Genomic DNA, 25,173 nt, shown 5'->3' on the forward strand with positions numbered 1-25,173 from the left:
GCATGCGTAAGATCTATGTGGCCGGGCATCGGGGCATGGTTGGTGGAGCAATTCTGCGCCGCTTGCAAGCTCGCCAGGCGGCGGGCGAGGCGTTGGAGCTTGTGACCCGGACGCATTCCGAGCTTGATCTGGCCAATCAGGCCGCTGTCCAAGATTTCATGCAGTCCGAGCGACCGGATGTCGTCATATTGGCGGCGGCTAAAGTCGGCGGAATTTATGCCAACAACAGCTATCCGGCGGACTTCATCTACGAAAACCTGATGATCGAGTGCAACGTGATCCATCAGGCATTTACCGCTGACGTAAAGAACCTGCTGCAATTGGGCAGTTCCTGCATCTATCCGCGCGCTGTGCCACAGCCAATGCGAGAAGATGCTTTGCTGACCGGTGTTCTAGAGCCAACAAACGAACCCTACGCGGTGGCGAAGATTGCAGGTATCAAACTGTGCGAAAGCTACAATCGGCAACACGGTGTGGACTACCGTTCGGTAATGCCGACTAATCTTTATGGGCCCGGCGATAATTTTCATCCGGAAAACAGTCACGTCTTGCCCGCGCTGATCCGCCGATTTCACGAGGCACAACGCGATGGTCTCGAAGAGGTTGTCATCTGGGGCACCGGCAAACCCCGGCGCGAGTTTCTGCATGTTGATGATATGGCCGAGGCGTCTCTGTTTGTACTGGACTTGCCTCGTGAAGTGTACGAGGCCAACACCCAACCCATGCTGAGCCATATCAATGTGGGATGTGGGGAGGATGTTTCGATCGCAGAACTGGCGGCGATGGTTGCAAAGGTGACCGGGTTTGCCGGGCGAATTACACAGGATGCCAGTAAGCCGGACGGTACCATGCGGAAGCTAATGGATGTTTCCCGGTTGGCGGACATGGGATGGCGCGCGACTATCGGGCTGGAAGACGGAATTCGCGAAACATACGCTTGGTTTCTGGAGCAAGCAGAGGCAGAACTTCGCGCGAAGTGACCGCCCGAACCAAGATCCGGGCAGTCGGATGGATCAGAACCAGCGCCCTATGGCCATGGCCGTTGCAGATAATGTTGTCGCATCAGAAGCAGACGAGAGAACTTTGTAAACGACTTGAGCTTCGGACACTCCATCAAATCCGATAAACCTGCCGGTCGCACCCCCGCTGCCGCTGACTGCCGGATTGGCGCTCGCAGCAAAAGGCGCCGGGAAAACCCAGGTTTCGGATGCGCTTGCGTACAAGGCACCTTCGGTATTTGTACAGGCCACAGCATTCAGCGTGGCGGTACAGATCTGAGTGCCATCAGCAAACCGGACAAACTCACCATTCGCTGTGGTTCCTCTTTCAATAACAGCGCCCGTCGGGGTTCCACCATTTTGGGTGACTGACCCCAGTAGATTGCCGGGTCCGTAACCATAGTCAGCCCGCATGAGGCGCCCCGCAGTTGTGTCTTCCGCGCTGTTTTGCACGGCCGTGCCAGTAGCAACCCCGGAGGTTGGATCAAAGCTCAGGGCCTCGGACCAATTGCTGCCATCCGGCGAGACCTTGATGGACAAACCCGTGGTCCCGGACAGACCCATTTCCGCATGTCCGGTCCAGTTGGATTGAAACAAAAGGGATGCGGTTTCGCCCGCATTTGCCTTGTTGATCTTCAGTTGATGCCCGGCCCCTTCGTGGCTCAGCAACGTCGCCGGGGCGCGCACCGACAGCCGGTTGGTCGTGTCGTGCCCTGTGGCGATCCCAATGCCGGGCAGATTTTGCGTCGCGGTTGCGGGCTCGACCCATGCCGATCCGTTCCAGACTTTCAAGCGTTCATTATCTTGGTCCCACGCACGCCATCCCATTTCGGGCGTTATGAAATGCCAGCCATTGTCCAACCAGGCAGCAAGCTCGGTTGCATGGCCTGACCAATCCCCGATGGGTGCCGATCCAAGAGCGTAAAGTTCACCCTGTGCTGGCACAGAGGGTGGGGTAGTGGCATCAGTAGACATGACACTTAGCTGGACGACCAAATCCAGGCGTCTTAGGGCTTCGTTATGCGTGACGTGCTTTTGCGCCTGCGAAGGTTGCAGGAACGGCAGGTTCAATTTGGGCGAATTCTGGGACAAAGAGCATCCTCCGTTGGCTGTCGGATCGACAATTGCATTGCGCGCTAAACTGCCGCGCCGCAAATAAACTCCGCCTGACCTAAACGAACGCTCGGTTAATGTTGTGCCAATGCTTTCCCTGAATGGTGGACTGTACAATCGCACGGTGTTTTTCAAAACGAAAAAAGGCAAACTGCGGTGCTTGCAGTTTGCCCCTCAATCCATACTGTTCGCCCCGTTTAAGGGGCCGCAGTTTTTAGCTACTGAGCTGCCTGACCTGTGACGATAACGTCGTGCAGATATTCCTGCAGATCCTCGCGAAGGTCATCGCGTGCCAGCGCAAACGCAACAGTCGCCTGCAGGAAACCAGCCTTTGATCCGCAGTCAAACCGCTGGCCATCAAATTTATACCCGAAGACAGGGACACCGTTTCTGATGTCTTCGGCGATGGCGTCCGTCAGTTGAATCTCGCCTCCGCTGCCCAGCTTGTTCTGATTGAGGTTGTACAGAACCGATGGACGCAGAATATAACGGCCTATAACTGCCAAGTTTGACGGCGCTTCTTCCGGTTTCGGTTTCTCTACCATGCCGCGCGCGCGTACTGCTGTGCCGATGTTGTCGCCCACATCCAGAACGCCGTAAGAGCTTGTCTTCTCCGGAGGGACCTCCATGGTGGCAACCATGTTGCCGCCGGTTTCCTCATAGGCCTCAATCATCTGCTGCAAACAGGGTTTTTCCCCTGCGATAACGTCGTCGGGCAGCATGACCGCAAATGGCTCATCTCCGATCAGGCGGCGCGCGCACCACACGGCGTGACCCAACCCCAAGGCTTTGTGCTGCCGGATATAGGCAATTGCCCCGCTTTCCATGTTGGTGGCATTCAGCGTTTTTAGCAGTTCGTCTTTGCCTTTTTCCTTAAGCGATTGCTCAAGGACCTGATTATGGTCAAAATAGTCCTCAAGCGCCGATTTCCCGCGCGACGTTACAAAAATGAATTCGGTAATACCGGCAGCCCGGGCCTCGTCGATTGCGTATTGAACCAGCGGGCGATCAACCAGGGTCATGATTTCTTTAGGCACTGATTTTGTCGCGGGCAGAAAACGAGTGCCGAGACCTGCAACCGGAAAAATCGCCTTTGTGACCTTACGTGCCATGCTACCTCTCAGCAAAATGTCTTGTCCGAATGAATGCGTTTTGTTGACGCCACCTCATAGTGCGCGCGGCTAGAACAATCAACGCAATTAGGCAATGCGAGCCAAGTTGGAGAAATCGTGCCACCGTTGAATTGGGAAGTCAAAATACCGTGTTCAAGACGGCCAGATTATAGCCTCGGTTGCTGCACTAAATTAATATAAAAAACGCTTTTTGGCATAAATTGGCTTCAAAAAGGAAACAATTATTAACCGCTTGATATTGCCAGGAGGAACCTGCCCCGAACGCAAGAACTTGCTTCGGGGCAGAAAGGTCATGCTTTACCCATGATCGCTTCGAGCGAGTCGTGCTCGGCCACAAAATGATCAGGTTTTACCTCACTCAGCTGCGGAACATAGTCAGTCTCGCCAGCCGCCAAACGGCTGGGTAGAAACCGCAACGCGGCCTTCGGATCCATCGGCGAAGGCAGCTCTCCCGGCAGTTTCAGCCGTGTTCGACTGCGTTCAACGTCCGGGTCCGGAATTGGAACCGCCGATATCAGCGATTTCGTGTATGGGTGGATCGGATCTGAGCAGATCACTTCTCCGTCACCCAACTCCACGATCCGGCCCAGATACAAGACCATGATCCGGTTCGACACAGCGCGTACAACGGAAAGGTCATGACTGATGAAGATCATCGACAGACCAAATTCCTGCTGCAACTCGCGTAACAGTTCCACGATCTGCGCCTGAATCGACACGTCCAATGCCGACACTGCTTCATCACAGATAATCAGCTTGGGTTTGTTGATCATCGCCCGAGCAATGCCGACACGTTGGTTCTGACCGCCCGAAAGCTCGTGCGGATATCGGTTGATCATGTTGGCTTTCAGACCGACCCTCTCCATCATTTCGGAGACCAGCTTTTTGCGTTCGCGCTCAGTTAGATCAGGGCGATAGGTTTTCAGCGGTTCGGCAATCGAGGCCGAGATGGTCATACGCGGATCGAGGCTGGCCAACGGGTCCTGGAAGACGATCTGTAAGTCCTTGCGGTACTTGTTCAGTTCGCGCCTTTTCAGGCCAACAATGGGATGGCCCAACCAACTGACGTTGCCCGCGCTGGGTTCGATTAATTGCAGAACAGCCCGCGCCAGTGTTGACTTACCGCAGCCCGACTCTCCCACAACGCCCAGCGTTTCGCCTTTGCGGATATCAAAACTTACACCATCAACGGCTTTCAACGGGACTTTGTGCCCAAACAAGCCGCCCGAAACATGGATTGGAAAGTGCACTTTGACATCGTCGACCTTCAGCAAAGGGTCATCAACCTTATCAAGAGCCTTGGGCGCGTCGCCGGCATCAATGCGCGGCATCGCTTCAAGCAACGTTCGTGTGTATTCATGCTTCGGTGCACGGAAGATTTCGCGCGTCTCACCAGCTTCAACGAATTGACCCAGACGCATGACCTGAACGCGGTCGCACATACGCGCGACGACGCCCATGTCATGTGTGATCAGGGCAATCGCCGTGCCTTCGTCCTTTTGCAGGCGTACCATCAGGTCCAGAATGTCGGCTTGAACGGTCACATCCAGCGCTGTTGTGGGTTCATCCGCAATCAACAGCTTCGGGTTACACAGCATGGACATTGCGATCATCACGCGCTGGCGCATTCCGCCTGACAGTTCGTGGGGATATTGGTCCAGCCGCCGTTTGGCTTCGGGGATGCGTACACGGTCCAGCCATTCCAGGCAGCGCGCCCGAGCAGCCGAACCTTGCAACCCCTCGTGAACCTGCAGAACTTCGCGCATTTGCTGGCCGATCCGCAGGTGCGGGGTCAGGGCGGTCAGCGGATCCTGAAAGATCATGCCGACATCGTCGCCACGGATCTGGTTCAGCTTGTTGACAGGCAGGTTCAGAATTTCCTGGCCATTCAGCATGACAGAACCGGTCGCTTGCCCCGCAGGTGGCAGCAGGCCCATCGCGGCCATGAAGGTCTGGCTTTTACCCGACCCGCTTTCGCCCACGATACCCAGGCATTCGCCCGGATTGATGTCAAAACTGATGCCTTTAACGGCTTCGACTACGCCATCGGCGGTGTTGAACTGGACGCCCAGGTCTTTTACGGAAAACAGGCTCATATCAGCGATCCTTCGGGTCCAGAGCGTCACGCAGGCCATCACCAATGAAGAACATGGTTATGATGATTGCGACATAGAATGTCAGCGGGAACAACAGTTGCCACAAGGTGCCATAGCCCATCGTCCCGGCCCCTTCGGCGATCAATCGACCCAGCGACGTGTAGGGTTCTGAGATCCCAAGACCGAGGAAAGAGATGAAGCTTTCCGTCAGGATCATTTCCGGTACCAGCAGCGAGGCATAAACAATCACCACGCCCAGAAGGTTGGGCAGGATATGGCGATACATAATGGTGAACTCGCTAACCCCAGCTGCGCGAGCGGCCTCAATGAACTCGCGATTTTTTAGAGTCAGGGTCTGGCCTCGAACAATCCGTGCCATCGTTAGCCAGCCAACCGCGCCAAGTGCGATAAACAGCATGACGAACGATCGACCCGCGACAACCAGCAACAGGATGATGACCAGCGTCGCCGGAATGGCCAGCAGGATATCGACGAAGCGCATCATCACGCCATCAGTGCGGCCACCGATATAGCCCGCGGCAATACCGTAGCAGGTACCAACGATCAGGGCCGTAGCGGCACCGATCAGACCCACAAGCAATGACGTTGTCGTCGCCTGAATGACGCGGCTGTAAAGATCACGCCCCAGATCGTCGACGCCGAAGAAATGTCCGGTCTCTACCGACGGCATTCCCATGCCGCGAACATCGCCCATGACATTCCAGTCGATTTCCTCGTTGCTCCATACGGCAAAGTAAGGACCAATGATTGTGAACAACACGATCATTGCCAGAATGAACAAGCTGGCCATGGCCGCCTTGTTGCGAACAAAACGCATCCGTGCGTCCTGCCAAAGTGATCGCCCCTGAATGACCGTGTAATCGGTGATGTCTTCGGCCAAGTGGGCGGCTTTTTGTGATTTACCAAGCATTGCCAGCCCCTCAGTAACGGATTTTCGGATCGAACCAAGCATAGGCCAGGTCGGTCAGCAGATTCACTAGAACGGTCAGGACGCCATAAAGGATCGTGACCCCTAACAGCACAGCGTAGTCACGCGACAGCGCGGACCCCACATAGGCTTGCCCTAATCCGCCGGTAGAGAAATAGATGTCCACAAAGACCGAACCGGTCAGTACATAGACGAAAACCGGGCCCAGATAGGACACGACAGGCAACAGAGTGGGTTTTAGCGCATGGCGCCAGATCACGGTTCTGGTTGGCAGACCCTTGGCGCGGGCCGTGCGGATGAAGTTTGAGTTTAGAACTTCCAGCATCGATGACCGCGTGATCCGCGCAATGGATCCCATATACGAGGTGGCAAGCGCGATAACCGGCATGATCAGATACGGCCACTGACCGCCATTCCAGCCACCGCCCGGCAGCCATCCGAGCCACAAGGTAAAGGTCAGGATCAGGATCGGGCCCATGATGAAGTTCGGCAGCGCCTGTGCTGCGATGCCCAGACCAACTGCGAAATAGTCGATCCAGCTGTTGTGTTTGATCGCCGCGGCAATCCCCAGTGCGACTCCGACGGTTGTTGCGACCAAGAAGGACAGCGAACCGTAGGTCAGCGAGATCGGGAAACCCTGCGCGATGATGTCGTTCACGTCCCTGTCCTTGAATTTGAAGGACGGGCCGAAATCAAAATGCACGACGATGTTGTAGAGATAGTCCCAAAGCTGTTTCCACAGCGGCTGGTCCAATCCGTACCGCGCCTCGATATTGGCCAGAACCGCGGGCGGCAGAGGCCGTTCCGAGGTGAAGGGCCCACCTGGCGCGAAGTGCATCAAAAAGAAACTTGCAACGATCAACAATAGGATCGTTGGGACGGCCATTAACAACCGCCGGACGATATAGGCAAGCATTTCATGCCCCCAATTATTGGCATTGCCCCGAAGAAAACTCCGGGGCAATGCGTGGTCTAAGGATGATTATTCGGCGGTTTTGTAGAGGTTCTTGGAATACCAGTTCTGCTCTACGTTGTTGACTGGCCAGTTACCGACATCGCTGTCCATCATGTAGACGCCAGCATAGTGATATATCGGGATAACGGGGGTCTCTTGCGCAATGATACGCTCGACCTCGGTGTACAGAGGTGCCGCATCGTCAGAGGTTTTGGCTTCGGACAACAGTTCATCAACGCGGGCGTTGTTGTACTTGCCGTCGTTATAACCAGAATCCGACTGCAGCAGGTCGAGGAAGGTCGATGCTTCGTTATAGTCGCCACACCATGCGCCACGGGCCAGATCGAAGTTCTGATTTCCCCGTTCTTCCAGGAAGATCTTCCATTCCATGTTGGCCAACTCTGCGTTGACGCCCAGCTTTTGCTTCCACATTTGGCTCAGCGCCACGGCGACCTTCTTGTGTGCTTCAGAGGTGTTGTACACCATCTCAAAGCCGAGCGGGTTGTCAGGACCATAGCCGGCCGCGGCCAGCAGTTCCTTGGCCAACTCGTCACGCTCGGCCTGAGACATCGACGCCATCTCTACGTCCGGAACGTCAAAGCCTGCGGTCGCTGCCGGTGCAAAGGTGTAAGCCTGTGGCTGTCCACCAGCCATGATGTTTTCGGTGATGATCTTACGGTCAACTGCCAGCGACAGCGCCTGACGGACATTCGGGTCCTTAAAGGCTTCGGGGCCGCCATCGGACAGATTAAACGTGTAATAATAGTTACACAGACGCGGGAAGCTGATCGCCTCTTCCGGGTGCTCTTTTTGCAGACGTGGGAACTGACCGGCGGGAACTTCTGTACGATCTAGCTCACCTGCCAGGTAACGGGTCAAGGCGACGTTCTCATCGTTGATAACCAAGGCGACAACCTTGTCGATGATGGTATTGTCATTGTCCCAGTAGTTTTCGTTCCGCTCACGGACCGAACGTTCCTGCGGCAGATGCTCGGTCAGAACATAAGCGCCGTTCGATACGATATTTTCAGGTTTAGTCCACGCGTCGCCAAACTCTTCAATGACTTTCTGCGGGGCAGGGAAGGTCGTCGAGTGTGTGGTCATCTGCGGGAAGTACGGCAGCGGCGCACTCAGTTTGATCTCAAGCGTTTTGTCGTCGATAGCTTTAACGCCCAGATCGTCAGTCGGCTTGTCACCTGCGATGATTTCCGATGCGTTCTCGATCGACATCAGTTCCATGAACCACGCATAAGGCGAGGACAGGGCGGGATCGACGGCGCGCTTCCAGGCGTAAACAAAATCGCCCGCTGTCACCGGATCACCATTCGACCACTTCGCATCGTCGCGCAGAGTAAAGGTGTAGACGTCTTTGGTGTCGTTGGTTGTAAAACCGGTCGCGACACCAGGAATCAGGTTACCGTCTTCGTCCTGGTTCATCAGGCCTTCGAAAAGGTCACGAACGATCTCGGCGCCGGAAACATCTTCAACAACCTGAGGGTCGACTGAGCTGTGCTCGTCAAGAATACGATAGGTAAAGGTCTGGTCATCCGCCAGCGCTTCGCCGGTTTCTGGATGGGTTCCGGCGGCAAAGGCAGCGCCGGTAATCATGGTCGAGGTCAGAAGCCCCGCAAGAGATGTACGAATATACTTGTTCATGTGTTTCAACTCCCGTTTTTTTTCGGCGACCCACGCGCATCCTTTCAGGATGGCTGAGGACCACCATGTTTGTCCGACCCAGAAAGAGACCGGGACTGGTTCGAATTTTGCTTTTTCAGATCGCAATGAACACCGCGTCGCAGTCTTTCGGTTTGCAGTCGGGAACGTGTTTGCAAAAGTCGCCTTTCACTGATGCCGAACGTGGCATTATTTCAAAAAAGGTTAAAGCCTTTGCCTGAAAATTGAGCAACCAGAGGTGGATTGTGAATGGAAACGGTGTTCAGTCGGAAATATTATACTGAAACATGTGGGGTTCGTGACATTTTCGTGAAGGGGTTCGATTTCAGTTGAGCGCTTACCGTCGGGTCAAATGCAAACAGACCGCCGGTAGCAGGGCGAATCGCTAACGGGTCAACGCAGTCTTCAGGCGCGCATTTGGAAAACAGGTCGGAGACAGGTCATTCGCCAGCTGCCAACGCCCGATCGAACGGCGTGTCTTGAAGCCGGGCAGGCCATCCGCCCCTCCAACGTCATGGCCTTGTTGTTCCAGTCTGCGCTGCATGGCCGCGATATCGGATCGGTACATGGCGTCGATCCTGCCCCAACGGCCTGAGAAATCCCCGACACCGTACTGTATGCGGTCCCCGACATGCCCAACGAACAAGGCGTACAGATCGCTTTTGTTGTACTCCTTAAGGACATAGAAGTTGGGCGTAACAACAAAGGCGGGACCGTTCCGCCCGGCGGGCATCATTAAATACCCTTCTCCGGACAGTTCATGATTTGGAAATGGTTTGCCCGACACGCGCTCAATACCCATTCCATTCCAGTCTCGAATAGGTCTGCCTTGATCGGGGCCTTCCAGTGCGCAAGAGATGCTGTCCGGCACAGTGACTTCGAACCCCCAATCGCGCCCCGTTTGCCAGCCATGCTTCGCCAGATAGTTCCCGATGGAAGCAATGGTATCCTCGGCCGAGGTCCAAATATCGGCATTTCCGTCCGCGTTCCCGTCGGTCGCATAGGTCAGAAAATTGGACGGCATGAATTGTGGTTGGCCCAAAGCGCCCGCCCAGCTGCTTTTCATTACTCCTGGCGGCGCATCGCCCGCTTCTGCGATTTGCAGCGCCGCGATCAGCTCTTTGGTGAAATAGTCAGCACGGGTGCTCATGAACCCTTTGGTGCCCAGCACTTGGAAAGCGTTGTGCCGAATAGGGACTTGCCCATATCCGCTCTCACGTCCCCAGATGGCCAGAATGATGCGGGCCGGAACGCCGGTTTCGGCTTCGACACGCGACAAGGTTGCTGCGTGCCGCCGGGCTATCTGCCGCCCGACTGAGGTGGCACCTTGAACCGAACCCGCGCTGAAATAACGACCCGGAGATCCAAATTCAGCCTGCTTTTGATGTTTGGGAGTCATGGTCGGTTGTCCCGGCGGCACGAGATCAGGCAGTTTCCAATTGAGAGTGATACCGTCAAATGCTTGCTGCATTGTGCGTCTGGATACGCCCTTGGCCTGCGCCCTTGGCCAGACGGTTTCTTGCAACCACGATTGGAATTGTTTTTCAACCGCAGCACGATCTTGCGCGGTTGCACCAGTGGACAGGCACCAAAAACCCAGGACGAAAATGATCCATCGCATCGCCTAAGGTCTGGCTTGACCAGAGCGGCAAGTCAACAGCGGCTTTCCTGCATTTTGCCTGTGCCTATACCCGCTGGTGGTCTGTGTTCGTCGCGAAACGTTGGGCCTTAAGGAAAAAACCTTGAGAAATTTCATTTGTCTGCCGATAGTTGGCCCGAGAGGTTGGTTCAGGAGGATAAACAGGCGTGGCTCTTTTCCGAATGTCACCAAAGGCGATGCAATTCGTGATCGCCGCCGCGGCTCTCTCTGTAACAGCCCAGGCTGCTTGCGCCAGTGACAGTTTCATGGACCCGCAAGGTCCGATTGCCTCTGTCCAAAAACTTCATCTTTTCCGCGCAACAGCCCTGATCCTTTTGGCCGTGGTTCCGGTTCTTATTTTGGTGCCGCTGATCGCCCTCCGGTACCGGCGGCGCAAGGGTGGCGATGCCGTATATCGGCCCAAATGGGATTTCTCTGGGAGGCTGGAGTTCGTCATGTGGGGCGTGCCAGTCCTGATTGTCGCGCTGCTGTCCTTCTATCTTTGGAAGGCGACCCACCGGTTGGACCCATATTCGGATCGCTTTGGCGAAATGCCTGCGCTGAACGTTCAGGTCGTCGGATTGGATTGGAAATGGTTGTTCATCTACCCCGATCTGGGCATCGCCAGCGTTGGAGAGCTGGGTATTCCGGTCAAACAGCAGGTCGCCATGACGCTGACGACCGATACCGTGATGCAGTCCTTCATGATCCCGGCTTTGGCAGGTCAGATTTACGCAATGCCTGGTATGACCACGGAATTGCATATCGTGTCGGATGTGCCCGCCACAATGCAGGGCGAGAACACGCAATATAACGGGCGCGGGTTCACCAAACAGAAGTTCCAAACCGTTGCCATGTCCGCTGAGGAATTCAACGAATGGGTCGACAAGGTGCGCAGCAACAGCATTGCGCTGAACGACGAAACTTACCGCATCTTGGCTATGCGATCGGATCGAGACGAGGTCCAGGCCGCGTTGGGAACTGCGCAAATGCCAGATAACGCGTTGTATTTCACGCTGGAGGATAACAACCTGTTTCACTCGATTGTGCATCGGTATCACGGCGGCAAAGCCCTGACCGCAGACCAACAGCCGGGGACGGTAGAATTCGGGCAGGAGGCACAGCGATGACCACCAATGGGTCTGGCTTCTTTGGCCGCTTAGACTGGGACGCGTTTCCGATTGCAGGGCTTATACAGAATCCCAACACGAACGAAATTGTCGCCAATGCGGCGGCTGGGATCGTAATCGTCGGCGTCATTGCCGTTGTTGGAATACTGACGTGGTTCCGCCTGTGGGGACCGTTGTGGCGCGAGTGGTTGACCAGCACGGACCACAAGAAGATCGGCATCATGTATATCGTCTTTGCAATTGTCATGCTGGCGCGTGGCGTGTTGGAAGGCGTTGTGATGCGAGCTCAGCAGGCGGCGGGGCCAGGCGATGGCTTTCTGGAGGCCGAGCATTTTGCCGAGCTCTTCAGTACTCACGGAACCATCATGATCTTCTTCGTCGCCGTACCATTTGTGTTCGGTCTTGCGAATTTCCTGATACCGCTGATGATCGGCGCGCGCGATGTGGCTTTCCCCGTGATGAACCAGATCAGCCTTGGGCTGACCGTCTCAGCCGGCATGATGCTGATGGTTTCGCTTGTGGTGGGCGAGTTTTCGACCGGCGGCTGGACAGCATATCCGCCATATACAGGAGCTGCGTTCAATCCCGGTGTCGGTCCGGACTACTGGATCTGGGCCATTGTCGTGTCAGGCATCGGCACCACACTTACAGGCATCAACTTTGCCGTCACCATCTACAAACTGCGCGCACCGGGCATGAAGTTTATGCGCCTGCCGATGTATTGCTGGACAATCATCTGCAGCTCAATCCTGATCGTCTTTGCCATGCCGCCTCTTGGGGTTGCCGCACTGATGCTGGCAGCTGACAGGTATCTGGATTTTCATTTCTTCACCAACGACCTTGGTGGAAATATGATGAACTATGCCAACCTTTTCTGGTTGTTTGGCCACCCTGAGGTTTATCTGTTGGTTCTGCCAGCTTATGGCATCTATTCCGAGGTCTTTGCGACGTTCTCGGCCAAGCGCTTGTATGGCTACAATTCACTGGTCATCGCCACCATGTCGATTGCAGTGCTGTCGTTCACCGTCTGGCTGCACCACTTCTTCACTATGGGCCAAAGCGCGCTGATCAACGCCGTCTTTGGCATTGCCACCATGCTGATCGCAATCCCGACCGGTGTGAAAGTCTATGACTGGATGGCGACGCTGTTCCGGGGACGTATCCGGTTTTCGGTGCCCATGCTTTATGGGCTGGCTTTCCTGATGTTGTTTGTGATCGGCGGGCTTTCCGGCGTGATCCTTGCGAACCCAACAGTCGATTATCAGGTCCACAATACACTGTTTCTTGTCGCCCACTTCCACAACGTGCTGCTGCCCGGGGTGCTGTTTGGGTTGCTCGCCGGCTACAATTACTGGTTCCCCAAGGCTTTCGGTTTCCGCCTCAACGAATTCTGGGGCCGAGCTTCGGTTGCGCTGTGGACTGTCGGCTTCATGCTGACCTTCCTTCCATTGTACTTTGTCGGCCTGATGGGCATGCCACGCCGGTCATTCAGTTGGGAAGACCCAAGTTTTCACCCATACATGATCGTCGCCGTTGTCGGCGCATTGATCATATTGGCTGCTTTGCTGTCAGTGGTCATCCAATTGTGGGTCAGTATCCGCGAACGTGAAAAAACCCGCGTTCCGGTCGGCGATCCTTGGGATGCGCGGACATTGGAATGGTCGATTCCGGCCCCACCACCTCCGTATAATTTTGCAATCATCCCGCATGTGACCGATCGCGATAACTTCGCCGCCGCGAAAGAACGTGGCAACGCGTACCCGGCGCCCGATGCCTATGAGGACATCTCGGTGCCGCTCAACACCGGAATAGGTTTCCTTCTCTGCGTGCTCAGCGGGGTTTGGATGTTTGCGCTGGTGTGGTGGATCTGGTGGCTGGCAGCGTTGATGACAATCTCGATGCTTGCGTCCTTTGTCGCATGGACGTTCAAAGCCGAAACAGAGCGCGTGATTCCGGCAGAAGAGGTGCGCAAGAAGCACGAAGCCTGGTTGGATCTGGTTCACAATTCCACGCCTGTCGACCGCGATCACGAAACAGCACCGGAAAACCGTGGACTAGCCCGTCCTGATCTGGAGGCCGTGACATGAAACGCGCGCCTACACACAGCTACCCCGGTCTGAACCTCGGACGTCGGCACGCAAGTGCTGACAGGGCAAGCGAAGTCGTTACCTTCGGCTTCTGGGTCTTTCTGATGAGCGATCTGGTTTATTTCGGACTGATGTTCGCGATCTACATCACGATGATTGATGCACAGGCTGGCGGACCGGGGCCACACGAACTGTTCGACCTGAAAAGCATCTTTGCCCAGACACTTATTCTTTTGACCAGCAGCCTGACCGTGGGTCTGGCGATGCTGGCGCTAAAATACAACCTTCCGCGATGGCGGATCGTATTCTGGTTCTCCGTTACGCTGCTATTGGGTCTCAGTTTTCTGGTTCTGGAAATCCGCGATTTCATGGCGATGGCCGAAAAAGGCGGTATCCCTCAGCGCAGCGGTTTTCTGTCCGCATTTTATGGGTTGGTGCCCTTACACGGACTGCACGTTGCAACTGGGTGCCTCTGGTTAATCGTACTTGGTATCCAGCTGCGGATCTTCGGCTTGACCGATCTGCTGATGTCACGCGTGGTGCGGTTGGCGCTGTTCTGGCACTTTCTCGACCTGATCTGGATCGGCATCATCACAATCGTCTATTTCGGGGGGCTGACCTATGGATAAACGCAGCGAAATGCATCGCCGCGAGCGTCGCCGTTATGTAATCGGCTACGGTGGGTCTCTTTTGTTGACCTTTGCCGTTTTCGGAATCGCTTATCGATACGGCATTGAAACAAAAGGCGTCTACCTTGCGATCAGCCTGCTTGGGCTGGCGCAGCTGATCGTACAATTGGTCTATTTTCTGCATATCGACCGACGTCGCAGTAGTCGCGAGGATCTCGATCTAATTCTGTTCTCCACACTGGTGCTGCTGATCATCATTCTTGGAACGGTTTGGATCATGGGTAATCTGGCGGTTCGGATGCACACCTTTCCAATGTGACATCTGACTGAGCCGAACGAAGGGGACGGGTTTATGAAATCTCTCAAGGTCATCGGTGCTGCGGTCATTGTGGGCGCAATTGCGGCTGGTCTTTTGGTGTATTGGCGGCATCAGGAACGTTACCCTTCGACCGACGATGCCTATGTGGGGGCGAACATCATCTACGTGGCGCCACAGGTCACCGGTCAGGTTGCCGAAGTGCTTGTGATTGAGAACCAGCCGGTCAAAACCGGGGACTTGCTGTTCACGATCGACGATACGCAATTCAAAGCTTCGGTTGATCAAGCCAAGGCCAACCTCGATAGCGCGGTGCAGCAGGCGCAGTCTTACAGTACACAGATCGCGGCTGCACAAGCGGTGGTCGAAAGCACGCAGTCGGCCTACAACACCGCCCAAAGCAATCTGGAACGTGCTAAGGCTTTGTTTTCAGATGGTGATCTGGCACAGGCCTCACTGGATCAGTCGAGTTCGGAATTTGCGCGCGCCGCAGCGCAACTTACTACAAGTCAATCCGCTCTGTTGGCCTTGCAAAGTGGTCTGGCGGCCAAACAGGACGATATACTGTCATCGCAAGCCCAAGTGGAAATTGCGCAGGCCAATCAAAATTGGACCAAGATCTTTGCATCGGCAGATGGATGGATCGCCAACCTGACCCTTAGACCTGGATCTTCGGTTTCAGCCAACGCGCCGCAGTTTTCCATCGTCGAGTCGTCTGATTGGTGGGTAGACGCCAATTTCAAAGAGACTTCTCTGCCACGAATACGTCCGGGTCAGCAGGTCACGGTAAAGATCGACATGATGCCGGGCGTCATTCTGACAGGCAAGGTTGCGTCAATCGGACGGGGGTCGGGAGATACATTCTCACTGTTGCCATCCGAGAACGCCAGCGGAAATTGGGTCAAGGTCACGCGGCGCTTTCCAGTGCGGGTTGAGCTTGACCCGACGGACGCACCATTGCGCGTAGGTGGCAGCAGCAAGGTGACCGTGGACACCACCACGCCGCAGGCTCAAAAATGACGTCTTCGGCGGCAAGCCACGTCAATCCGGTGATAGTGGTTGCAGTTGTTCTAAGTGCTATTCTCGAGGTGCTGGACAGCACAATCGTGAATGTCGCGCTGCCCCATATTCAGGCAGCTTTTGGTGCAACAACCGATCAGGCCACGTGGATTCTGACCAGCTATATCGTTTCTGCCGTTGTGGTCATGCCACTGACCGGATTTGTTGCTCGCCGCGTCGGCCGTCGACGCCTGATCCTGACTGCCGTGACCGGCTTCGCAACGATGTCGGTCATGTGTGGCCTGTCCTGGAGCCTTGAGACAATCGTCGCCTTTCGCCTTGCTCAAGGCATGTTCGGCGCGTTTCTGATCCCGTTGTCCCAATCTATATTGTTCGATGCGTTCCCCCGCGAAAAGCGCGGGCAGGCGATGGCGGTCTTCGGTTTGGGGGTCGTCGTAGCTCCGGTATTGGGGCCCACGGTCGGGGCGATCCTGACCGAATATTTTTCGTGGCGCATGGTGTTCTTCGTGAACCTGCCGGTGGCTGTGATGGCGTTGCTTTTGCTGGCCGGAGAGTTGCCGGACGATGAAACAGAAGAAGTCCGCATCGATTGGACCGGCCTTGCCCTTCTGGCCATCGGAATTGGCTGCCTTCAATTTTTTCTGGATCAGGGAGAAACCAAAGACTGGCTGTCATCGCGGGTCATTCAGGTTGCTGTCATCGCGTCGATTTTGGGCGCGCTTGGGTTCATAATTCATGTTCTGACCACCGAGAAGCCGGTAGTCGATTTGCGGTTTTTCGCGGATCGCAATTTTGCGCTGTGTAATCTCGTCATCGCCGGATTTGCGATTTCCCTTTTTGGGGGTATCGCGATCCTACCGACTTTCGTTCAGAATTTGCTGGATTATCCGGTCATTACATCCGGACATCTGTTTATACCGCGAGGCGTCGCGGCGGGGCTGTCGATGGTCCTGACCGGCGCAGTTCTGGTCACGCGTTTTGACCCGCGCGTTCTGGCTGGTTTGGGCATGTTTCTGACGGCCGTCAGCAATTTCATGATGGGCTGGCTCAACATGGATGCAGGCTTTTGGGAATTGGCATGGCCAGGAGCAGTAAGTGGTCTGGGGATGGGACTGGTGTTTGTGCCAATGTCGATTTTGGCTTTCGAGAGCATCTCGAAGACCCGTCAGGACGAAGCATCCGGCCTGTTCAATGTGACCCGCCAGCTTGGGTCATCGGTTGGTATTTCTCTGGTGGGCACTTGGGTCGTTCGTGGGCTTCAGACAAACACAGCTGTTCTCAGTCAAAACGTGACGCCCTATAACCCGGCCGCACAAGCCTATCTTGCGCCCCTGAACCTGACACCGGACAGTGCAGAGGGGGCCGCCATTCTGGGGCAGGAAATTGCGCAGCAGGCTGAATTGATTTCGTATCTGACCGTATTCAACAATCTTGGGCTTTTGGCATTAGCAACCATTCCGCTGCTGCTCTTTTGTAAGGCACCGAAACCGGGAACGCAGGCGTCAGTGCCCGCACATTAATGCATCAGGAACAGGCCAAAAGCCAGGGACGTCCAGCACAGACCCAAGCTTAGCAGTATATTGCCCGCCGCCAACGCGATGGTTCTCTCGCGCCTTAATTCCAGCGATTGATAGGCGAAACTAGAAAAGGTCGTGAAGCCCCCGCAAAAGCCAAAGACAAGGCGCCTTTCTTCTTCGCCCATCTCAGTTGACCCGCCGAGAAATCCGATCCAAAGACCCAGCAGCAGGCTGCCCAGAACGTTTACAATCAGGGTCGAAAACGGCAGGTCATGAACAACCCGCAAAGCGATCCAGTGGCGCAAAACGGCACCCAATCCGCCGCCTAAACCGAACATGGCATGCAGGAACAACTCGCTCATTTCGAAGCCCTCTGCAGGTGAATGCGTCGACCGATTGCCTCACCCAGAATGGCGGCGGCCAGACCTGCTGCGATCTCCAACGCCGCGGCCGAGGCCGCCGCCCAGATGTTGACCATTGCCAACCGCTCCAAATCGGCAACAAACGAGGAAAAAGTCGACAAACCCCCGCAAAACCCAACTGCGCCGAGATGAAGCACATGGGCATGGACTCGGTTTCGCACCGAATACAGCCAACCAAGTACGAAACACGCCACGATATTGATGCCAAAAGTCTGCGTCAGCCATCCAGCACCAGGTATGTTCACCGAAAACAGCTCGCGCAGCAACGATCCTGTTGCGCCACCAACGAACACGGCTGCGAACATCAATGCCGTGGTCCGAACATGCGTTCGTTTTTGTGTCACGGCCTGTCGTCCTGCCCATATCCCGTTACCTTGGGGATAATAGCTGACGTTACTCGGATCAACCGTGACCAACCACTTGATCACATTTCACATCTTCGCCCGATTACGTGAATGGCGGCACAATCACTTGCAATCTAACGGTGATTTGCCCCACGTTTGGCGAAGGCCTCACCTGCCATAGCCGGCTGGAAACCACGCGACCCTGGGAGAGCACGAATGATTGTACGCAGACTCTATTACTTCATTACTTATGTTTGTCTGCCGCTGACGCTGTTGTGGGGGTTTTTCTGGCCACCCGCGCATTGGCTTCTGGTCGTGCTCATTCCGTACGCAGTGATCGGCCTTTACGATATGCTGACGACAAAGCACAACGTGCTGAACAACTATCCGGTCCTGGGGCATTTTCGGTACATGCTGGAATTCGTCAGCCCGGAAATCCGGCAGTATTTTGTGGAAACAAACGAAAGCGGTCGCCCTTTCAACAGGATCGTGCGGTCTTTGGTCTACTCGCGCGCCAAGGGGCAGGTGGATACGCAGGCCTTTGGTACACAGTACGACGTTCTGACAGTCGGATACCATCGGGCGAACCATTCGCTTGCCCCCAAGCATGTGGACGAAAGTGAGGAACGGATCATACTGGGTGGGCCACAATGCACGCAACCATACAGTGCCTCTCGGCTGAATGTATCGGCCATGAGTTTTGGTGCGCTTAGCGCTAATGCTATCCGCGCGCTAAATGGGGGCGCGAAGGACGGCGGATTTGCGCATAACACCGGAGAAGGCGGACTGTCCCCGCATCATCTGGCCGAGGGTGGAGACATCATCTGGCAGATCGGAACAGGCTACTTTGGCTGCCGCACGTCCGATGGTGGTTTCGATAAGGACCTGTTTGCCGAAAAGGCCAAAAAGGACGTAGTAAAAGCGATCGAGATTAAGCTTTCGCAGGGGGCCAAACCTTCACATGGAGGGGTGTTGCCTGCGGCAAAAGTGGATCAGGAGATTGCTGAAATTCGCGGCGTACCCGAACATCAGGACGTAATATCTCCGCCCATTCACTCGGCCTTCGAAGGTCCGACTGGGTTGATCCATTTCGTGCAACATCTGCGGGAAATGTCTGGCGGCAAGCCGATCGGATTCAAGCTGTGTATTGGCAGACCGTCCGAATTCATGGCGATTTGCAAGGCGATGCTGGAAACAGGCATTCTGCCGGACTTCATCACAATCGATGGCGCCGAAGGCGGTACAGGTGCCGCTCCGGTCGAATTCACCAACCGTTTGGGAATGCCGTTGAACGAAGCGCTGATCTTCGTCAATAATTGCCTGCGTGGCGTTGGTCTGCGCGACAAAATCCGGATTATCTGTTCGGGTAAGGTGGCCACAGGCTACGATATGGTCGAAAAATTCGCGCTGGGGGCAGATATGTGCAATGCGGCCCGTGCGATGATGTTTGCCGTAGGATGCATTCAGGCGTTGCATTGCAACACGAACCGCTGCCCATCCGGCGTAGCCACTCAGGACCCAATACGGGGCAGGGCAGTCAATGTTCCCCAAAAACGCCAGCGCGTACACCGCTTTCATGATGCGACCCTGGAAAGCTTCCGCGAGCTTTTGGGCGCGATGGGCAAAGATAAGGTGTCAGAGCTTCGACCGATAGATATTCGTCGTCGAACGGCCGACGAACGCGAACGGTCATACGCCGAACTTTATACATTCATCGACGAGGGTGTGTTGCTGACCGACCAAATACCGTCTGACTTCGCCGCCGATTGGAAACTCGCCTCGGCAGACCGCTTCTAATTTTTTTGGCTACGTTGCCAAGGATTGACGTTTTCGATCCGTCATACTCAGTGTGATGCGTATGAAAACATCGGATGAGGACCTGGCCAGAGCCGCAGCGGACGGGGACGCTGAGGCGTTTGCAACCCTGTTGCAGCGCCACTATGACCGGGTTTTTCGTCTGGCTTTTCGCCTGACAGGGCGTGCTGATCAGGCCGAGGATCTGACACAGGACATATGTGCGGTACTACCCGCCAAAATCGTTGGTTTTCGAGCGCAGGCCAAGTTCACAACTTGGCTTTACCGTGTCGTCGTCAACGCGGCCGAGGATGCGCGACGTCGCCAAGCAAGTCACAGTCGCGCCGCCGCAGGGTGGGGGGATGTGGAACAGATGCGAAGAGCAGAGGCCACTGAAGCGGCCGAAGCGGTGGATTGGTTGCAACGCTCAATGCGGTCGCTGCCGCCCGAGTTGCAGGACACTCTGGCCCTGACACTCGAGGACGAAATGACCCACGCCGAAGCTGCCGCAGTTCTGGGTGTGTCCGAAGGCACTGTGTCCTGGCGCATGTCCGACATTCGAAAACGTTTGCGCGCACAGCGACAAGAGGAATTGGCACAATGACCGATGATCTTGATGACTTTAAAGCTATGATGGATGCCGCGACGCCGGAACCAGATGCTATGCGGCGGGCAGAAAATCTGAGACTGGCGCAGAATAATTTCGTCCACAGCCAAGGATCACGCGTTGCGATGCGTCCGACTGTTAAGCGAGGCCCATTGGCCCGCATGACAGAAGGAGCGAAATCCATGTTGAATGCTATCTCACATCGCGGTGTCCTGACCGCCACAACAGCAATCGCCGCTGTTGCTTTGGTAATGATCGTGCCCCAATCCCGCGACATCGTCGTGCAACCGCTTTCGCGCAGCGAAAGCCCCGTTTATGAATCCGAAGCGGATTCTGCGGTGTTGGAAGAGCCCGTCATTGCGGCCCCGGCCATGGTTGAAGAGTATGCCGCTCCCGCCCAATCTAAAGTAGCCGCTCCTCAACAAGGCATTGCAGACTTGGGTTTTGAAGATGGCGCGCGTTTTGGTATCGCGACGGGCGAATCTGCCCAAAAAACGGTTCGACCAGATGTGGGAAGCCTGCCATTGCCGGATACTGAGGCTTTTGCAAACGCCGAAAACAACCCTCTGAAAGTCACCAATGACGAACCTGTCTCCACCTTTTCGATCGACGTTGATACGGCCTCATATTCGATCGTACGGTCATCATTGATGCGAGGTCAGCTTCCGCCAAAAGATGCCGTCCGTGTTGAAGAGATGGTTAACTATTTTCCCTATTCGTATCCCGCACCCGAAGGCGACGCACCGTTCCGGCCTACGATCACTGTAACGCCGACCCCTTGGAATGAAGGAACTCAGCTTGTGCATATCGGCATACAAGGGGCGTTGCCGCAGATTGCGGACCGGCCACCGCTGAATCTGGTCTTTCTGATCGATACGTCCGGGTCCATGCAGGATGCCAGTAAACTGCCGCTGCTCAAGCAATCGTTCCGTTTGATGTTGTCGGAGTTGCGCGCCGAAGACGAGGTCTCAATCGTGACATATGCTGGCAGCGCTGGACAGGTGCTGGAACCCACTTCGGCCGCTGAGCACGACAAAATCCTGGGCGCGCTCGACCAGCTTGAGGCGGGTGGTTCGACCGCTGGACAGGCCGGATTGCAGCAGGCGTACAACGTGGCTGAAGGCATGGGGGCCGATGGTGAGGTCACCCGGGTTGTTTTGGCAACGGATGGGGATTTCAATGTCGGCTTGTCTGATCCTGACGCGCTGAAAGACTTCATTGCTCGTAAACGCGACAGCGGAACATTTCTGAGTGTTCTGGGTTTTGGGCGGGGCAATCTGGACGATGCCACAATGCAGGCCCTTGCGCAGAATGGAAACGGACAGGCCGCGTATATCGACACGCTGAGCGAGGCGCAAAAGGTTCTGGTGGATCAGTTGACAGGCGCTTTGTTCCCAATCGCAAACGACGTCAAAATTCAGGTCGAATTCAACCCGGCGCAAATCGCCGAGTATCGCTTGATCGGATATGAGACGCGCGCGCTGCGGCGCGAGGATTTCGCTAATGACAAAGTGGATGCCGGCGATATCGGTGCCGGCCATTCGGTTACCGCGATTTACGAGGTCACGCCTGTTGGTTCAGTTGCGATCCTGAACGATCCATTGCGCTATAGTGCCCAATCGGTTCGGGATGGCTCGGATGAGATAGGATTCTTCAAACTGCGCTACAAATTGCCAGGATCCGAAAAGAGCCAGTTGATCGAGCAGCCCATTTTGTCGACGCAGGGCGAGCCTACGGACGATGTACGCTTTTCTTATGCAATTGCCGGTTTTGGGCAGTTGTTACGTGGAGCAGATTATTTGGGCCGCTGGTCCTATGAGGACGCGATCAAATTGGCGAATGCGGCGCGTGGTGAAGACCCCTTTGGCTACAGGGCCGAAGCAGTCACGCTTATGCGGCTTGCGCAAACGCTGACGCGGTAAAAGCAAGAAAAAGGCGCTGCCCGGTGCAGCGCCTGTATCCCGTCAATATGATCTTTGGTTATTGGCCGCATGTGTGTTGATCCTGCGCACGCTCCACTCTACGGCGTCTCGCATGGTCTTTCCCAAGGCCACATCAAAGGCTTTCACAAGATCAGGCGTTGCGTCGCTGGCAGAGTTGACAACTTCCCGAAACGAACTGGAAGCAATAATCTTGTCTTCGAATTCATCGATGATCTTGATGTTCATTCGGACTTCGACGCGAATGGTTTTTGTTCCCTCAACATTACTGACGACAAGGCCCTGAAATTCGCGCAGGTCTGGAACAATAACGTAGTCGGCGCGCAGGCCCACAGTAGACCGGCCAACGGCAGCTACTTTGTTGCTGTTTTCATAGCTTTCGACCAGCAGCGCCTGAACGATAAGCGGCGCACGGTCGACCCATCTGGCGCGTGGCAGATATTGTACTTGCAACGGGGTCGGCTGAATGGCGATCTGGTCGGTATTTACGGCCGCCGTTGCCGTGGGTTCTTGCACAACGATCTGTTTTTGGACGCGGGGCAAGGAAGACGAAAAAGTGCTTTTGGGCGTCAAAAGATAAAGGTCGTTTGGTTTGGATGCCTGTCTAAGCGTACCCAACCCGGTGCAGGCACCCAGCGACATCAGCGCCAGCACCAAAAAGAACAGCCTGATCATTGGCGAAACTCCGAAGCTTGGGTTCCCAGTAAGAAGCGTGCCGGGTCACGTTCGACTTTGTCCACCAGCCGATCCAGGCTGATAACTAGTCGTTGGGACTCTTCTACGAAACGTGTGAATTGCGGCAGGCCGACGCGGAGGAAGTCGGACAATTGCCTCCGGTTGTTCTGGACGATGCCATCAATTGTGCCTAGCAACTCGGATGCCGATCGCGATGCATTGAGGATATCGGCCGAAATTTCATCCAGCTTGCTCGTAACATTAGTCACCGTTGAGGCGACTTGATTAGCCGCATTTCGGATATCGTCCATGACTGCGCCGACATCTTTGTTGATCACTTCGTTGGCCGAGTCAAAGGCACGTTCCGCGGATGCCAAAGTGGTGTTTGCCGTTTCCATCGTTGCCGTGATCGAACCAAGTGTCTTGTTTGCGTTTACGAAAGTCTCAGTCGCGGTCGCCAAAGCGACACTACCTTCGTCGGACAAGCCCGTCAGGCGTTCGGCCAGTGTTGAGGCCCGATCAATAAAGGGTTTCAGGTCGTTTTGGATGATTTGATCGGCCGTTTCGATTGTGCCCTTTGCGCTATCCAATGCCTCGGTTGCAGACTCCGAGGCGGTTTTTACGCTATTGAGCGTATCCGTCCCGGTTGTCAGGGTGGTTTCGGCCGTGTCCGCCAGTTTATCAAGCCGCGTTGTAAAGTTTCCAAGCTGCTTGGCCGCACCTCCAAGATCAGTGGAAAGGTTTTCAAAATCCGTCAGGGTTTTGTCCAGCCGACCAGACGCAGATGCCAGATTGTCCAAAATATTGCTGACGGACTGCCGGTTCTTGTCGTCAACGACTGCGTTTAGGTTCTCAAGCAGGGTAACCGCCTCGTCCAGAACTTTCGGGGCGCCCTCGAACAATGATTGAATCGCGCTGCGTTTGCTTTTGATCACGCTGTTCTCGGCCAAGCGCTTGTCACCGCTTTTGCCACCTGTCAGCTCAACATAACTGACGCCAGTTACGCCCAGAGATTGCAGCTGTGCGATTGTGTCTTCCGTAACGGGGATGTCGGCATCCACCTCAAGCTTCACGCGTACTTTTGATGGATCATCATCGTCCAGGTTCAGCGAAATCACCTGCCCGACGGGCAAGCCGTTGAAGCTTACGCCGCCAGCGGCAGAGAGGCCGGAGACGTTGTCGAACAAGACATCATAATATGCGTATTGGCGTGAAACTTCGAATTTCGCGAGCCACAGGAAAAATCCGAAGGCACCAAGGATGCCCGCGATAGTGAACGCGCCGATCAGGATGTAGTTTGCCCGGGTTTCCATAGCCTTTACCTGTCCTGCCCCTTCTCTTGCGCCGCGCGAGCCCGGGGGCCGGTGAAATACTCTTGAACCCAAGGATGGTCGACTTTGGTCATTTCTTCAATCGGACCTTCAACCAGAACGCGTTTTTCTGCGAGAACTGCGACCCTGTCGCAAATGGCGTAAAGACTATCGAGGTCATGCGTGACCATAAAGACGGTCAAGCCCAAAGCATGCTGTAGCTCACCAATCAGTTCGTCATATGCAGCGGCCCCGATCGGGTCGAGGCCGGCGGTCGGTTCGTCCAGAAAGACGATCTCGGGGTCCAATGCCAAGGCGCGGGCAAGAGCGGCGCGTTTGCGCATCCCGCCGGACAATTCAGATGGCAACTTGCCACAACTGAGCGGCGGCAAGCCGACGAGGCTGATCTTCAGGTTACCCAGTGCGCACATCAGGCTTTCGCTCAACCCTGTATGTTCGCGCAGCGGTGCCATCACATTCTGCAGAACCGTCAGAGACGAAAACAGCGCCCCGTCCTGAAAGGCAACGCCCCAGCGCCGTTCGATCCGACGACGTTCCTGTTCTGGGCCGTTCAACACATCGACACCTAGCACTTCGATGCTGCCCGCCGCAGGTCTGTTCAGCCCCACAATCGTGCGCAGCAGGACTGACTTGCCCGTTCCGGATCCTCCGACAATGCCCAAAACTTCACCACGCCAAACATCCAGATTCAGGTTTTGGTGCACAACTTGTGGACCAAACTGGTTTGTAAGATTGCGAACGCGGATAACAGCCTCGCGCTGTGCGTCCGCTTTGGATGTTTGCTCTAGCGTTGTGCCGTCCACG

The 25,173-nt window shown here is 55.4% G+C and carries 22 protein-coding genes; 10 read left to right on the forward strand and 12 right to left on the reverse strand.

Annotated elements, in window-relative coordinates:
- The first annotated feature begins 2 nt into the window (after positions 1 to 2).
- The gene (gene fcl, locus ACR0AK_RS14660) at positions 3 to 980 is read left to right on the forward strand and encodes a GDP-L-fucose synthase (protein WP_480793850.1); all 978 of its coding nucleotides are present in this window, start codon (positions 3 to 5) and stop codon (positions 978 to 980) included.
- 33 nt (positions 981 to 1,013) lie between these two features.
- Here fcl and ACR0AK_RS14665 read toward each other — a convergent pair whose 3' ends face one another.
- The 7 genes from ACR0AK_RS14665 to ACR0AK_RS14695 all read right to left on the reverse strand — a co-directional run bounded on the left by ACR0AK_RS14665 (position 1,014) and on the right by ACR0AK_RS14695 (position 10,539).
- Positions 1,014 to 2,090, reverse strand: coding sequence for a DUF2793 domain-containing protein (locus ACR0AK_RS14665; RefSeq protein ID WP_480793851.1), 1,077 nt, complete (start codon positions 2,088 to 2,090; stop codon positions 1,014 to 1,016).
- Positions 2,091 to 2,329: 239 nt separating this feature from the next.
- Entirely contained in the window at positions 2,330 to 3,223 is an 894-nt protein-coding gene (gene galU / locus ACR0AK_RS14670) for a UTP--glucose-1-phosphate uridylyltransferase GalU (protein ID WP_480793852.1), read from the reverse strand.
- Between the two features lie 311 nt (positions 3,224 to 3,534).
- On the reverse strand, positions 3,535 to 5,340 hold the full coding sequence (locus ACR0AK_RS14675; RefSeq protein WP_480793853.1) for an ABC transporter ATP-binding protein: 1,806 nt from the start codon (positions 5,338 to 5,340) through the stop codon (positions 3,535 to 3,537).
- Position 5,341: 1 nt separating this feature from the next.
- Positions 5,342 to 6,271 (reverse strand): ABC transporter permease subunit, encoded by a 930-nt coding sequence (locus ACR0AK_RS14680; protein WP_480793854.1) that lies wholly within the window; start codon positions 6,269 to 6,271, stop codon positions 5,342 to 5,344.
- A gap of 10 nt (positions 6,272 to 6,281) precedes the next feature.
- Positions 6,282 to 7,205, reverse strand: a complete 924-nt coding sequence (oppB, locus tag ACR0AK_RS14685) for an oligopeptide ABC transporter permease OppB (RefSeq protein ID WP_480793855.1) — start codon at positions 7,203 to 7,205, stop codon at positions 6,282 to 6,284.
- 66 nt (positions 7,206 to 7,271) lie between these two features.
- Positions 7,272 to 8,900: a peptide ABC transporter substrate-binding protein gene (locus tag ACR0AK_RS14690; protein ID WP_480793856.1), complete on the reverse strand. Its 1,629-nt coding sequence runs from the start codon at positions 8,898 to 8,900 to the stop codon at positions 7,272 to 7,274.
- A gap of 403 nt (positions 8,901 to 9,303) precedes the next feature.
- On the reverse strand, positions 9,304 to 10,539 hold the full coding sequence (locus ACR0AK_RS14695; RefSeq protein WP_480793857.1) for a lytic murein transglycosylase: 1,236 nt from the start codon (positions 10,537 to 10,539) through the stop codon (positions 9,304 to 9,306).
- Positions 10,540 to 10,724: 185 nt separating this feature from the next.
- Between ACR0AK_RS14695 and ACR0AK_RS14700 the strand changes: the two genes are divergently transcribed.
- Genes ACR0AK_RS14700 through ACR0AK_RS14725 form a run of 6 tightly spaced genes read left to right on the forward strand, consistent with a single transcriptional unit; the run spans position 10,725 to position 17,259 of the window.
- Positions 10,725 to 11,687, forward strand: coding sequence for a cytochrome ubiquinol oxidase subunit II (locus ACR0AK_RS14700; protein WP_480793858.1), 963 nt, complete (start codon positions 10,725 to 10,727; stop codon positions 11,685 to 11,687).
- A complete protein-coding gene (locus ACR0AK_RS14705) occupies positions 11,684 to 13,774 on the forward strand; it encodes a cbb3-type cytochrome c oxidase subunit I (RefSeq protein WP_480793859.1) in 2,091 nt (696 codons plus the stop codon). The genes ACR0AK_RS14700 and ACR0AK_RS14705 overlap by 4 nt, the downstream gene beginning before the upstream one ends.
- Complete coding sequence (locus ACR0AK_RS14710) at positions 13,771 to 14,403, forward strand: cytochrome c oxidase subunit 3 (RefSeq protein WP_480793860.1); 633 nt, start codon at positions 13,771 to 13,773, stop codon at positions 14,401 to 14,403. Before ACR0AK_RS14705 ends, ACR0AK_RS14710 begins: the two co-directional genes overlap by 4 nt.
- Complete coding sequence (locus tag ACR0AK_RS14715; RefSeq protein ID WP_170559494.1) at positions 14,396 to 14,722, forward strand: cytochrome o ubiquinol oxidase subunit IV; 327 nt, start codon at positions 14,396 to 14,398, stop codon at positions 14,720 to 14,722. Before ACR0AK_RS14710 ends, ACR0AK_RS14715 begins: the two co-directional genes overlap by 8 nt.
- 33 nt (positions 14,723 to 14,755) lie before the next feature.
- The gene (locus ACR0AK_RS14720) at positions 14,756 to 15,739 is read left to right on the forward strand and encodes an HlyD family secretion protein (RefSeq protein WP_480793861.1); all 984 of its coding nucleotides are present in this window, start codon (positions 14,756 to 14,758) and stop codon (positions 15,737 to 15,739) included.
- A complete protein-coding gene (locus ACR0AK_RS14725) occupies positions 15,736 to 17,259 on the forward strand; it encodes a DHA2 family efflux MFS transporter permease subunit (RefSeq protein ID WP_480793862.1) in 1,524 nt (507 codons plus the stop codon). Before ACR0AK_RS14720 ends, ACR0AK_RS14725 begins: the two co-directional genes overlap by 4 nt.
- Here ACR0AK_RS14725 and ACR0AK_RS14730 read toward each other — a convergent pair.
- Together ACR0AK_RS14730 and ACR0AK_RS14735 are read right to left on the reverse strand one after the other, a co-directional pair.
- Positions 17,256 to 17,618 carry a fluoride efflux transporter FluC gene (locus ACR0AK_RS14730; protein WP_480793863.1) on the reverse strand — a complete coding sequence of 121 codons (363 nt, stop codon included), beginning with the start codon at positions 17,616 to 17,618 and terminating at the stop codon, positions 17,256 to 17,258. The genes ACR0AK_RS14725 and ACR0AK_RS14730 overlap by 4 nt on opposite strands.
- Positions 17,615 to 18,022, reverse strand: a complete 408-nt coding sequence (locus ACR0AK_RS14735; protein ID WP_480793864.1) for a fluoride efflux transporter FluC — start codon at positions 18,020 to 18,022, stop codon at positions 17,615 to 17,617. The genes ACR0AK_RS14730 and ACR0AK_RS14735 overlap by 4 nt, the downstream gene beginning before the upstream one ends.
- Positions 18,023 to 18,238: 216 nt before the next feature.
- Here ACR0AK_RS14735 and ACR0AK_RS14740 point away from each other — a divergent pair, with 216 nt between their 5' ends.
- The 3 genes from ACR0AK_RS14740 (at position 18,239) to ACR0AK_RS14750 (ending at position 22,345) form a co-directional block, all read left to right on the forward strand.
- Positions 18,239 to 19,819 carry an FMN-binding glutamate synthase family protein gene (locus ACR0AK_RS14740; RefSeq protein ID WP_480793865.1) on the forward strand — a complete coding sequence of 527 codons (1,581 nt, stop codon included), beginning with the start codon at positions 18,239 to 18,241 and terminating at the stop codon, positions 19,817 to 19,819.
- A gap of 61 nt (positions 19,820 to 19,880) precedes the next feature.
- Positions 19,881 to 20,420, forward strand: a complete 540-nt coding sequence (locus ACR0AK_RS14745; RefSeq protein WP_480794523.1) for an RNA polymerase sigma factor — start codon at positions 19,881 to 19,883, stop codon at positions 20,418 to 20,420.
- Positions 20,417 to 22,345 (forward strand): vWA domain-containing protein, encoded by a 1,929-nt coding sequence (locus ACR0AK_RS14750; RefSeq protein ID WP_480793866.1) that lies wholly within the window; start codon positions 20,417 to 20,419, stop codon positions 22,343 to 22,345. The genes ACR0AK_RS14745 and ACR0AK_RS14750 overlap by 4 nt, the downstream gene beginning before the upstream one ends.
- A gap of 42 nt (positions 22,346 to 22,387) precedes the next feature.
- On the opposite strand, the gene ACR0AK_RS14755 is transcribed toward ACR0AK_RS14750, so the two are convergent.
- Genes ACR0AK_RS14755 through ACR0AK_RS14765 form a run of 3 tightly spaced genes read right to left on the reverse strand, consistent with a single transcriptional unit; the run spans position 22,388 to position 25,172 of the window.
- A complete protein-coding gene (locus ACR0AK_RS14755; protein ID WP_480793867.1) occupies positions 22,388 to 23,038 on the reverse strand; it encodes an ABC-type transport auxiliary lipoprotein family protein in 651 nt (216 codons plus the stop codon).
- Positions 23,035 to 24,351: an MlaD family protein gene (locus ACR0AK_RS14760; protein WP_480793868.1), complete on the reverse strand. Its 1,317-nt coding sequence runs from the start codon at positions 24,349 to 24,351 to the stop codon at positions 23,035 to 23,037. Before ACR0AK_RS14760 ends, ACR0AK_RS14755 begins: the two co-directional genes overlap by 4 nt.
- Positions 24,352 to 24,356: 5 nt before the next feature.
- Positions 24,357 to 25,172, reverse strand: a complete 816-nt coding sequence (locus ACR0AK_RS14765; protein WP_170559512.1) for an ABC transporter ATP-binding protein — start codon at positions 25,170 to 25,172, stop codon at positions 24,357 to 24,359.
- Position 25,173 lies beyond the last annotated feature (1 nt).

The organism is Ruegeria sp. BI12 (assembly GCF_056537985.1).